Source organism: Mycobacterium yunnanensis (assembly GCF_025823185.1).
Taxonomy (GTDB): domain Bacteria; phylum Actinomycetota; class Actinomycetes; order Mycobacteriales; family Mycobacteriaceae; genus Mycobacterium; species Mycobacterium yunnanensis.
On record NZ_JACKVK010000010.1, the window covers coordinates 1 to 11,148 of the forward strand.

Here is an 11,148-nt window from a genome sequence, read left to right on the forward strand (position 1 = left end):
CTCAACGCCTCCAGAAACACCCCGCGCGCCGCCGCGGGAACCGTTTTGCTGCCGTGCTTGCGAAACCCCATCGAACAACACCCCTCAACCAATCAGGTGTTGCAGCGACCACTTGAGTCCGCCGGACGAATCGCGATCTGTGAGCACACTCGACGGGATGTGGGAGTCAGCGCCCCCGAACAAGCAGAAAGCCCGCTCGCAATACGCGAACGGGCTTCCCGGGGTGGCGACTGCTAGTCGTTTTGGAAATAACTGAGCAGGCGCAGGATTTCGAGGTACAGCCACACCAGCGTCACGGTCAGGCCGAGCGCGATGCCCCAGCCCGCCTTCGACGGCACACCGGCGCGGACCATCTGGTCGGCGGCGTCGAAGTCGATGAGGAAGCTGAACGCGGCCAGCGCGATGCACAGCAGCGAGAAGCCGATCGCGATGGGGCCACCGCTGCGCAGGCCGAAGCCCTCGCCACCGCCCACGCCGAAGATCGCGAGGACGAAGTTGAGCAGCATCAGGGCCATCACGCCGAACAGGCCGGCGATGATCATGCGGGTGAGCTTGGGGGTGACGCGGATAGCGCCGGTCTTGTAGACGACCAGCATGCCGAAGAACACGCCGAGCGTGCCGACGATCGCCTGGGCGATCATGCCGGGGCCACCGGACGAGACCAGGTTCGCGAACAGGAACGACGCGGCACCGAGGAACAGGCCCTCGAGCGCGGCGTAGGTCAGCACGATCGCTGGGTTGTCCTGCTTGCGGCCGAACGTGGCAATCATGACCAGCACGAAACCGCCGAGGCCGCCGACGAGTGTGAACGGCATCATCAGACCGAGGTTCTGCGACACCAGGTAGTACGACACCACCGCGACCGCCGATAGCACGGCGAGCGTGATGCCCGTCTTGGTGACGACGTCGTCGATGGTGAGCGGCCGGGAGACCTTGCTCGACTGGTCGGCGTACGGCTGAGCCGCGTACGGATCGGCCTGAACTGTGGCCGCGCCGTAACCGGCGGCTCCGCCACCGAATTGGGCATACCCGCCACCCTGCTGCTTGGGCAGGGAACGGAATACCGGGTTGCTGCTCTCGCGCACCGTCGGTTCCTCTCGTGATGCTTGCCGTCCGTCGGGTGACGAACTGTGCCGAACAATGGGTCAACGTGTGGCGACTCGGACCGGTTCCCGGCCTCGTCGGTGAAACTGTGAACTCCTTGGCAAAGGTTACCCGTGTCGCTTCGAGGTGGGGCCACGATCTAGATTGCTTGACGTGCCCGAAAACGAGGACCTCCTAGTAAAAGTCGAGAACGGCGTGGGTGTCATCACCCTGAACAGGCCAAAGGCCATCAACTCCCTCACCCATTCGATGGTGACCCAGGTTGAGAACGCTCTCAGGAAATGGGCCGACGACGACGCCGTGCACACCGTTCTGCTCACCGGAGCCGGCGAGCGCGGGCTCTGCGCGGGTGGCGACGTCATCGCGATCCACGACAGCGCGAAAGGCGACGGCTCCGAGGCGCGTTCGTTCTGGCACGACGAGTACGTCGTCAACGCCTACATCTCCCGCTACCCGAAGCCCTACGTCGCGATCATGGACGGCATCGTGATGGGCGGCGGCGTCGGCGTGGCGGCCCACGGCAGCGTGCGCGTCGTCACCGACACCACCAAGATGGGCATGCCCGAGGTGGGCATCGGCTTCGTCCCCGACGTCGGGGGCACCTATCTGCTGGCCAGGACGCCCGGTCTTCTCGGCGTGCACGCCGCGATCACGGGGGCACCGTTCACCGGAGCCGACGCCATCGCCATGGGCTTCGCCGACCACTACGTTCCCCACGACCGGTTGGCCGACTTCACCGACGCGATCATCGCCGACGGCGTCGGGAAGGCCCTGTCCACGTTCGCCGTCGAGCCACCACCCAGCGCCCTTCTGGCACAGCGCAGTTGGATCGACGAGTGCTATGCCGGCGACACCGCCGCCGACGTGGTCGACGCGCTTCGCGCCAAGGGCCCCGGCCCGGCCGAGGAGGCCGCGAACCTCATCGAGAGGCGGTCCCCCATCTCGGTGGCCGTCACCCTCGAGGCCGTCCGCCGGGCCGCGCACCTCGACACCCTTGAAGATGCTCTGCGACAGGAATTCCGGATGGCGACCCGGGCCCTGCGGTCCCACGACCTGGTCGAGGGCATCCGCGCGCAGCTGATCGACAAGGACCGAAACCCCAAGTGGTCGCCGGCCTCCCTGGCAGAGTGCACCCCAGACGACGTCGCGGCGTACTTCGCCCCGGCCGATCCCGACCTGACGTTCCCCGAAGGAGTCGAGCAATGACTTACCAGACCATCCTGGCCACCCGCGAAGGCCGGGTCGGGACCATCACCCTCAACCGCCCGAAGGCGCTCAACGCCCTCAACAGCGAGGTGATGGTCGAACTGACCACCGCCGCAGCGGAATTCGATGCGGACCCCGGCATCGGCGCCATCGTCGTCACCGGCAACGAGAAGGCCTTCGCCGCCGGCGCCGACATCAAGGAAATGGCCGACCTGTCGTTCGCCGACGTCTTCGCCGCCGACTTCTTCTCAGCGTGGTCGAAGTTCGCCGCCACCCGCACACCCACCATCGCCGCGGTCGCCGGATACGCCCTTGGCGGCGGCTGCGAACTGGCCATGATGTGCGATCTGCTGATCGCCGCCGACACCGCCAAGTTCGGCCAGCCGGAAATCAAGCTTGGCGTGCTGCCGGGCATGGGCGGCTCGCAGCGGCTCACCCGCGCCATCGGCAAGGCGAAGGCCATGGACCTGATCCTCACCGGCCGCACCATCGACGCCGCCGAGGCCGAACGCAGCGGCCTCGTGTCGCGGGTCGTCCCAGCCGACGCACTGCTGGAGGAGGCCAACTCCGCCGCCGTCACCATTGCCGGCATGTCGCTGTCGGCTGCCCGGATGGCCAAGGAGGCCGTCAACCGCGCCTTCGAATCCTCGTTGGCCGAAGGACTGCTCTACGAGCGCCGACTGTTCCACTCCGCCTTCGCCACCGACGACCAAACGGAGGGCATGGCGGCCTTCACCGAGAAGCGCGCACCGAACTTCACGCACCGCTAAGGTGCGGTGGTGACCGACACCCAAATCAAGATCGACGAGCCTGCGGGCGGCCCGGAGGCCGCCCCCAAGCCCGACTGGTGGGTGCGGCACTACACGTTCTTCGGCACCGCGTTCGGCCTGGTGTTCATCTGGTTGTCGCTGACGCCGTCGCTGCTGCCCCGTGGGCCGCTCTTTCAAGGTCTGGTCAGCGGCGCGGCTGGCGGCATCGGTTACGGCCTCGGCGTGTTCAGCGTGTGGCTGGTCCGCTACCTGCGGTCGGTGAACACCAGTCCGCGGGCGCCGCGGTGGGCGTGGATCGCCCTCGTCGTCGTCGGGTTGATCGGACAAACGCTCGCGGTCATCGGGTTTCACGTCTGGCAGGACGACGTGCGCGACTACATGGGCGTGCCCCGGCTGGACTTCTGGGACCATCCGCTGACCGCGGTCCTCTCGATCGTCTTCCTCTTCGTCTTCGTCGAGCTCGGTCAGCTGGTCGGGCGACTGGTCCGATTCCTGGTGAGGCTGCTCGATCGCGTTGCGCCGCCGCGTGTTTCGGCCGTGGTGGTGGTCACGCTGCTGCTCGTCCTGACCGTCGCACTGCTCAACGGCATCGTCGTGCGATTCGCCATGAGCACGCTCAACGACACCTTCGAATCGGCGAACAACGAGGAGGATCCCGACTTCGCCGCACCGACCACGCCTCTGCGGTCCGGTGGGCCGGGGTCGCTGGTCAGCTGGTCGTCCCTCGGGCACCAGGGCCGCATGTTCATGGCCGGTGGCCCGTCGGTGGACGACCTGACGAAGTTCAACGGCGCACCGGCGGTCGAGCCGATTCGGGTCTACGCCGGACTCAACTCCGCGGCGAACTTCAAGGCCGACGCCGAGCTCGCCGCACGTGAGCTGTTGCGCACCGGCGGGTTGGACCGCGCGGTCGTCGCGGTGGCCAACACGACCGGTACCGGGTGGATCAACGAAGCCGAGGCGGCGTCCCTGGAGTACATGTACAACGGCAACACCGCGATCGTGTCGATGCAGTATTCGTTCCTGCCGAGCTGGCTGTCGTTCCTCGTCGACAAGGAGAACGCGCGCCAGTCGAGCCAAGCGCTCTTCGAAGCCGTCGACGCCTTGGTGCGCACGATGCCCGAGGCCCGTCGTCCCAAATTGGTGGTGTTCGGCGAGAGCCTGGGTTCCTTTGGCGGCGAGGCGCCGTTCCTGTCGCTGAACAATCTGATCGCCCGCACCGACGGTGCGTTGTTCTCCGGCCCGACGTTCAACAACACCATCTGGACCACCCTGACCGCCGAGCGTGACGAGGGGTCACCGCAATGGCTGCCGATCTACGACCGGGGCGAGAACGTCAGGTTCGCCGCCGATCCCACGAATCTTCAACGGCCCCAGTCGCCCTGGGGTCAGCCGCGGGTGGTGTACCTGCAGCACGCCTCCGATCCCATCGCGTGGTGGAACCCCGACCTGCTGTTCTCCAAACCCGACTGGTTGCGAGAACCCCGGGGTGACGACGTCTCACCGGAGATGGAGTGGATCCCCGTGGTGACGTTCCTTCAGGTGTCCGCCGACATGGCGGTGGCGGTCGACGTTCCCGACGGCCACGGCCACGTCTACGTCCGCGACGTCGCCAACGCATGGGCGGCCGTCATGCAGCCACCGAACTGGACGTCGGAGAAGACCGAACGGCTACGGCCGCTGCTGCGCTCCGACGAATGACTCGTCGAGCCGGTCGAGCACCCCGGCTGCCTTCAGCGCGTGATAGCCGCCGATGACGTCGGTCGCCCGGTGCAGGCCGAGGTCGACGAGTGCCGCTGCGGCAAGGCTGGATGTGTAGCCCTCCGAGCACAGCACGATCCACTCGACGTCGTCACCCACTGCCTCGGGCAGCCTGGCCTCGCTGGTGGGGTCGCATCGCCACTCGAGGACGTTGCGTTCGATGAGCCGGGCGGCGGGCACGTCCCCTTCGGCGGCGCGCTGAGCGGCGGGCCGAATGTCGACGAGCAGCGCGCCGCGTTCGAGGGCGGCCGGGACGTCGGCGGCGTGGATTCTGGTCAGCTTCTCGCGCGCGGACTCCAGTACGGCGTCGATTCGGCTGGGCATCAGTCTCCCTCGGGTTTGTCCGTCAACTCGGTCCGTTCCCGACGAAGCGTATTGCGATCGGTGACCTCGTAGTAGGACATCGCGGTCAGCGGCGGAGAGTAGGCGTGCACGCTCAGGGTAGGCGCCGGCTTGGGACCAGCGAGTCGAACGGGCTGCGAAGGCGCCCAGACGACGTCGTGCACCCAGCCGAGCGGAAAGCCTGCCTGGTCCCCGGCCTCGAGTCGACGTTGCCGCAACGCGTCACCGTCCCAACGGGTTTCGACCAGCGCACCGGACACCACCGTGACCGCTCCCAGGGAGCCGCCGTGGTCGTGGAGTTCGGTGGACCGCTCGGGCACCCAGCTGATGAGCCAGACGTCGAGTTCGTCGTCGCCATGCAGACGGGTGAACCAGCGCTCGTCGGTGGGTGGGCCACCGACGGGCAGGACGTGGTCGTAACGACCCGAGAGCACGTGGTCGGCGGCGACGTCGGTGGCCTGCAGCAGATCGGGGATGCGCAGGCGGGTGGGGGCGACAGCGGACGTGAAGGCTAGAGACATGTGAGGAAACTCCAGGGTGAACCGGATAGTGGGGTCAGGGGCGGGCGTCAAGCCCGACAACACTCCCGACGACTGGTCCGTTCCAACACGCTGGCGAGTGTTGCATAGATTGGCAGCATGCGCAGCTACCCGATCCTGGCCACGGCTGCCGTCGCGGCCCTCCTCGCCGGCTGCTCGTCGGGGTCCGGCGGCGGCGACTCGACGCCGCCGTCGACGTCGTCGAGCACCGCGGCCGCGACCACCACGACGACCCTGCAGACCCACACCGCCGAGCCCGGGGCGACGGGGGTGTCGCCGAACGGGGTGACGACCGCGGTCGGTGAGCCGGCCCAGTCGACCGAGGACGAATACTTCCAGGCCTGCCACGCTGCGAAGGTGTGGATGCAGCAGCGCGGCGGTGACCAGAAGGCACAGTTCGAGCCGTACCTGGAGAGCCTGCAGAAGTCGGACTCCGCCGGGCCCGGCACGTTCGGCACACCGTGGTCCAAGTTGCCCGCGGCCCGGCAGTCGGCAGTCATCGTGGCGGCGGACGCGGCCGCCGACGACCTGTGCGGCTGAGTTCGCCACCGCCCGCGCCGGGACTTTAAATCACGCGGGTCTGAAGGTCCGCCCGAATACCAAGGCGCGCAAACAATTAGACCGGCTACTCGTTTGTGGCGCGCATCACATTATTCGGTACTATGTGTCCCTCATCACTTTGGGAGGGCACATGATCGGACCCGACGACGGCACCAAGCAGACCGCGTTGCCGCGGGCCGCCGGTGGCTCGATCAACGGCACGCGGATCCTCATGGGACTGCTGTTGTTCGCCATCCTGGTCGGCTCGATCATGGGCGTCGTCGTGGCCCTGTCCAGCGGACAGCCCACCGTCGCCCTGATCATCGGCTTGATCGCAGCAGCCTTCTTCACCAGGGTGGGGTGTTAGCCCGCCGTCACCACACCAGGCAGAACGTGTGTCCTGCCGGATCGCGGTAGACCCTGACGTCACCGCCGTCGACGCCGTCACCCACCCGAGACGCGCCGTGGGCCAACACCTTTGGCTCGGCCTCGTCGACGTCGGCGACCTCGATGTCGAGGTGGAACTGCTGTGAGCCGCGCGGGTCCGGAAAGCGCGGCGGTTCGTGCTCCGGCGCCAGCTGGAACGCCAGCCGTCGTCCGGTCGAGTTGGTGAGGACCACGAACGTGCCGTCACCGGCGTCGACGTCACCCCCCAGCACCGCTTGGTAGAACGACGCCAAACCGCTGGGATCGCGGGTGTCGAGGACCACGGAGCGCAACGAGCCGATCATGGGACGGGGGTTGCCCCTTTCGCGGGAAATTACGCAGCGACAATGGACCGATGCGAGTGGCGCTCAGTCTGGGCAGCGGTGGCGCCCGGGGGTACGCGCACATCGGGGTGATCAACGAGTTGCGCGACCGCGGGCACGACGTCGTCGGTATCGCGGGATCGTCGATGGGAGCGCTCGTCGGCGGGCTGGCCGCCGCCGACAAGCTCGACGACTACACCTCCTGGGCGACGTCGTTGACCCAGCGGGCCGTGCTGCGCCTCCTCGACCCGTCGCTCACGTCGGCGGGCGTGCTGCGTGCCGACAAGATCCTCGACGCGGTGCGCGAGATCCTCGGCGACGAGGTCATCGAGCATCTGCCCATCCCGTTCACCGCGGTCGCCACCGATCTCATCGCGGGCAAGTCGGTGTGGCTGCAGCGCGGGCCGGTCGACGCGGCCATCCGGGCGTCGATCGCGATTCCAGGGGTGATCAAGCCGCACGTGCTCGACGGCCGGCTGCTGGCCGACGGTGGCATTCTCGATCCCTTGCCGATGGCACCGCTGGCCGCGGTCAACGCCGACCTCATCATCGCGGTGAGCCTGGGTGGCGACGATCCCACCCGGACCTCCCAAGTCCCCGCGCCCGGCCCCGGAGCGACCACCGAACGCCTGAGCCGGATGTGGCGCAACACCACGGCCCTGCTGGACACGACGACCGCCCGCGCGCTGCTCGACACCCCCGCCGCGAAGACGGTCCTGAGCAGATTCGCCAACGACGGGGTCGACGTCGACGATCACGACGACCACACCGAGACGGTGGTCCCCCGGCTCGGCGGTTTCGAGGTGCTCAACCGCGCCATCGACATCGCGCAGGCCGCGCTGATGCGGCACACCCTGGCGGCCTACCCGCCGGATCTGCTGATCGAGGTGCCCCGCACGGTTGCGCGGAGCCTGGAGTTCCACCGCGCCGAGGAGGTCATCGACATCGGTCAGGAATTGGCCGCGGTCGCGTTGGACACGCTGACGCCACCGTCGTCACACGCCTAGGAACCGGCCGACCCGTTCGGCGTTGCGCCGCCCCTGGACTCGCCCGGCGTTGGCCGCCGGGATCCGGCAGGCCGGATCGAGTGGATTGGGGCCGAACGCGGCGATGGCCTCGTCGTCGGCGAAGAGGGCGAGGGCGTCCCCCGGGAAGGCGTCGATCTCGGCGGCCGCTCCGTCGCCGAACGGCGTCGGCGCCGTCTCGCTCGCCGGTATCAGGGCGACGATCGCGTCGCAGTCCGTCGCGGCGCTCGTGTTGACCGAGCTCGCGACTCCGCCGTCCATGAAGTGGCGGTTCCCGACGGTGACCGTCGGCCAGACTCCGGGTACCGCGCAGCTCGCCGCCACGGCGTCGACCAGGGCGACGCCCGAGTCGCGGTCCAGCACGACCAGCTCGCCGGTGTGGACGTCGACGGCGGTGACCCGCAGGATCCGTTCCGGCCACTCCCGCGAGGGCAGCCGGTGCCCGATGACGGCGCGGCGCACCGGTTCGGGGACGGTGTCGGCACTTTCGGCGACGGCGCCGATGCGGATCAGCTTCTCCGTCAGCGTGGCCCCGGGGTCACCCATCGCACCGGCGAAGAGCTCCATCACCTCGTCGATGCTTGCCTTCGGCGCGAGCTCGTGGGTCTCGGCGGCGACCTGAGCGGCGAAGAGCTCCTCGAGGCCGATGCCGCTGCCCAGCTGCGCTGCCACCGTCGAGCCTGCGGAGGTGCCGAGCAACACGTCGGCGCCGACCAGGGCACGCGCGACTTCGGGTGCTTCGTCGGCGATGCCGGTCAGCACCCCGGTCTCCCAGGCGATGCCCGCCAATCCCCCGCCGGCCAGTACGAGTCCACGTGTGGTCACGGGTGCCGAGTGTGCCAGGTGACCGGGACGACGACGGTGGTTGCCCCGCGCCCGCTCACTGCGCCATGATGTCGATGCGGTACCGTCGGGTACCACACGCCCGACGAAGGGATCGACATGGCCGAGACGATGAGGGCGCAGCGCTTCTACGCCGACACCAAGAAGATTGCGGTGGAAGACGTTCCGATCCCAGAGCTGGGTCGCGGCGAGGTTCTCGTCAAGGTCGCCTTCTGCGGAATCTGCCACTCGGATCTCAGCTTGATCAACGGCACGTTCCCCTCGCAGCGCGCCGTGGTCACCCAGGGTCACGAAGCCTCGGGTACCGTCGCCGCCGTCGGCCCGGACGTCACCGGCTGGGCCGAGGGCGACCGCGTGGTGGTCGCCGCCGGTCGCCCGTGCCTCGCGTGCGCCAACTGCCGTCGCGGCGACGTGTCGAACTGCCTTCACATTCAGCTGATGGCGTTCGCCTACGACGGCGCCTGGGCCGAGTACACGGTCGCCCAGGCGTTCGGGCTCACCAGGATTCCCGACAACGTGTCGCTGGAACACGCCGCGATCCTGGCCGACGCGGTGTCCACCCCGTTCGGCGCGGTGGTGCGGACCGGGAACGTCGGAATCGGAGAATCGGTCGGCGTGTGGGGCGTCGGCGGTCTGGGCACGCACGTGGTGCAGTTGGCCCGGCTGGTCGGCGCGACCCCGATCATCGCGGTGGACGTCAAACCCGCCGTGCTCGACCGCGCGCTGGCCGTCGGCGCGGACTACGCGTTCGACGCCCGCGACGACGCGCTCCATGACAAGATCCTCCAGGCCACCGGCGGCCGCCAACTCGACGTGGCATTCGACGCCGTGGGCATCTCGTCCACCTTCGAGCAAGCGCTCGGCAACCTGACCGTGGGCGGGCGGGTCGTCGGAATCGGCATGAGCGCCGACACCCCGTCGATCGGCTCGACGGCAATGTTCAACCTGTTCAAGTGGCAGGCGCTGGGACACCTCGGGTATCAGAACGCCGACATCGGCACGCTGGCCGCCCTGGTCTCGACGGGGCGCTTGGACCTGTCGCGGTCGATCAGCGACGTCGTGCCGCTGGCGGACGTCGCCAAGGGCATCGAGAAGCTCGAGACCGGTGAGGGGGACCCGATCCGGATCCTCGTCCAGCCCTGACCCGTTCTAGCGAAGGCGCGGCGCCGCCTTGCCGCTGATCAGCGGCAGGTCCAGATAGGTGGCGATGCCGGGGTCGGCGGCGCACACCGCGGGAATGGAGTTCACGCAGTGCGCCGCCGTCGCGACGATGCCGTTGTTGCGCTCCAGCCCCTCCTCGACACTGTCGGGTTGAAAGCCCTTGACGGTGACGGTGAAGTCGGGATTCCCCCTTACTTCCATCTCGTAGCGCTCGCCGGCCGGCCCGAACGTCCATGCCGGGTCGAGGTGTTCTTGACCCATGAACCAGTTCACCGTCACCCGGACCACCACCTCGTCGCCAACGAGGGCTTCCCAGTGGAACTTTCGGCCCGCGACCTGCCCGGGCTGGATGGCGCCCATCGGTGACTCGATGGGCGCGGTGGCCACCGCGATCTCCTGGGTGGCGCGAATCCGGGAGTCCGCGGCGAAGCCCATCTGGTCGACGCACATGCGGACCGACTGGATGAACCCGCCGTCGAGCAGCTTCTGCATGGGACCGGTCAGCGCCTTCTCCGGCGTGTCGCCGAAACCCATCACGTACCGCAGCACGTCGGGTGCATCGTAGGTGCGAAGATCCGAGAACTCCTCGGCGCGAACGAATGTCACCCCGGTCGACATGGTGGACAGCAGTAGTGGGAACTTCTCACTGATGCCGCCGGGCGCGATTCCGGTGCCGTGCAGGGTGACCCCACCGGCCAGGGCCGCCTCGCGCATCGGGCCCGCCTCCTTCTCCCCCGGGTAGAACCACCCCACGGGGGTGACGACGTTCTTGCCCGAGCGCAACAGGGCGCTCACCTCGTCGGGGTTCGGCAGGAGCGGCGAATAGATCACGGCGTCGGCGTCGAGGGCGAGGATGGCGTCGACGTCGGAGGTGGCCGCGACGCCCACCGGATCCATGCCGACGAGTTCGCCGACATCCTTGCCGCTCTTGGCTTCCGAGTGCACCCAACACCCGACCAGTTCGAGATCGGGGTGCTCCAGGACGCCCTTGATCGCGGCGACGCCGACCCCGCCGGTCGCCCACTGCACCACTCGCAACGTCATCGCCACTCCCGTCGCCGCCAGAACTGGAACACGTTCTACTTAGGTGTACACCACCGAGCCCCGG

The 11,148-nt window shown here is 68.3% G+C and carries 13 protein-coding genes; 7 read left to right on the top strand and 6 right to left on the bottom strand.

Annotated elements, in window-relative coordinates:
* Positions 1–233: 233 nt before the first annotated feature.
* Positions 234–1,085 (bottom strand): Bax inhibitor-1/YccA family protein, encoded by an 852-nt coding sequence (locus tag H7K45_RS19360; RefSeq protein ID WP_263997578.1) that lies wholly within the window; start codon positions 1,083–1,085, stop codon positions 234–236.
* A 172-nt stretch (positions 1,086–1,257) separates the two neighbouring features.
* Between H7K45_RS19360 and H7K45_RS19365 the strand changes: the two genes are divergently transcribed.
* Genes H7K45_RS19365 through H7K45_RS19375 form a run of 3 tightly spaced genes read left to right on the top strand, consistent with a single transcriptional unit; the run spans position 1,258 to position 4,781 of the window.
* Complete coding sequence (locus H7K45_RS19365) at positions 1,258–2,310, top strand: enoyl-CoA hydratase/isomerase family protein (protein ID WP_263997579.1); 1,053 nt, start codon at positions 1,258–1,260, stop codon at positions 2,308–2,310.
* Complete coding sequence (locus H7K45_RS19370) at positions 2,307–3,080, top strand: enoyl-CoA hydratase (protein WP_263997580.1); 774 nt, start codon at positions 2,307–2,309, stop codon at positions 3,078–3,080. Before H7K45_RS19365 ends, H7K45_RS19370 begins: the two co-directional genes overlap by 4 nt.
* Positions 3,081–3,089: 9 nt before the next feature.
* Entirely contained in the window at positions 3,090–4,781 is a 1,692-nt protein-coding gene (locus H7K45_RS19375; RefSeq protein WP_263997581.1) for an alpha/beta hydrolase, read from the top strand.
* Here the strand turns inward: H7K45_RS19375 and H7K45_RS19380 are convergent.
* Both H7K45_RS19380 and H7K45_RS19385 read right to left on the bottom strand, forming a co-directional pair.
* On the bottom strand, positions 4,752–5,165 hold the full coding sequence (locus H7K45_RS19380) for a rhodanese-like domain-containing protein (protein ID WP_263997582.1): 414 nt from the start codon (positions 5,163–5,165) through the stop codon (positions 4,752–4,754). The two genes, H7K45_RS19375 and H7K45_RS19380, sit on opposite strands and share 30 nt — an antisense overlap.
* Positions 5,165–5,704 carry a cysteine dioxygenase gene (locus H7K45_RS19385; protein ID WP_263997583.1) on the bottom strand — a complete coding sequence of 180 codons (540 nt, stop codon included), beginning with the start codon at positions 5,702–5,704 and terminating at the stop codon, positions 5,165–5,167. The genes H7K45_RS19380 and H7K45_RS19385 overlap by 1 nt, the downstream gene beginning before the upstream one ends.
* Positions 5,705–5,821: 117 nt before the next feature.
* Here H7K45_RS19385 and H7K45_RS19390 point away from each other — a divergent pair, with 117 nt between their 5' ends.
* A complete protein-coding gene (locus H7K45_RS19390; protein ID WP_263997584.1) occupies positions 5,822–6,262 on the top strand; it encodes a lipoprotein LpqV in 441 nt (146 codons plus the stop codon).
* Positions 6,263–6,413: 151 nt separating this feature from the next.
* Positions 6,414–6,629, top strand: a complete 216-nt coding sequence (locus H7K45_RS19395) for a hypothetical protein (RefSeq protein ID WP_263997585.1) — start codon at positions 6,414–6,416, stop codon at positions 6,627–6,629.
* A 7-nt stretch (positions 6,630–6,636) separates the two neighbouring features.
* Here the strand turns inward: H7K45_RS19395 and H7K45_RS19400 are convergent, their stop codons facing one another.
* The gene (locus H7K45_RS19400; protein WP_263997586.1) at positions 6,637–6,993 is read right to left on the bottom strand and encodes a VOC family protein; all 357 of its coding nucleotides are present in this window, start codon (positions 6,991–6,993) and stop codon (positions 6,637–6,639) included.
* 50 nt (positions 6,994–7,043) lie between these two features.
* Here H7K45_RS19400 and H7K45_RS19405 point away from each other — a divergent pair, with 50 nt between their 5' ends.
* Positions 7,044–8,018 carry a patatin-like phospholipase family protein gene (locus tag H7K45_RS19405; protein ID WP_263997587.1) on the top strand — a complete coding sequence of 325 codons (975 nt, stop codon included), beginning with the start codon at positions 7,044–7,046 and terminating at the stop codon, positions 8,016–8,018.
* On the opposite strand, the gene H7K45_RS19410 is transcribed toward H7K45_RS19405, so the two are convergent.
* Entirely contained in the window at positions 8,007–8,861 is an 855-nt protein-coding gene (locus H7K45_RS19410) for a patatin-like phospholipase family protein (protein ID WP_263997588.1), read from the bottom strand. The two genes, H7K45_RS19405 and H7K45_RS19410, sit on opposite strands and share 12 nt — an antisense overlap.
* 117 nt (positions 8,862–8,978) lie before the next feature.
* On the opposite strand from H7K45_RS19410, the gene H7K45_RS19415 reads away from it, so the two are divergent.
* Complete coding sequence (locus H7K45_RS19415) at positions 8,979–10,022, top strand: zinc-binding dehydrogenase (protein ID WP_263997589.1); 1,044 nt, start codon at positions 8,979–8,981, stop codon at positions 10,020–10,022.
* 6 nt (positions 10,023–10,028) lie between these two features.
* Here H7K45_RS19415 and H7K45_RS19420 read toward each other — a convergent pair whose 3' ends face one another.
* Positions 10,029–11,084, bottom strand: coding sequence for an NAD(P)H-dependent amine dehydrogenase family protein (locus tag H7K45_RS19420; RefSeq protein WP_263997590.1), 1,056 nt, complete (start codon positions 11,082–11,084; stop codon positions 10,029–10,031).
* Positions 11,085–11,148 lie beyond the last annotated feature (64 nt).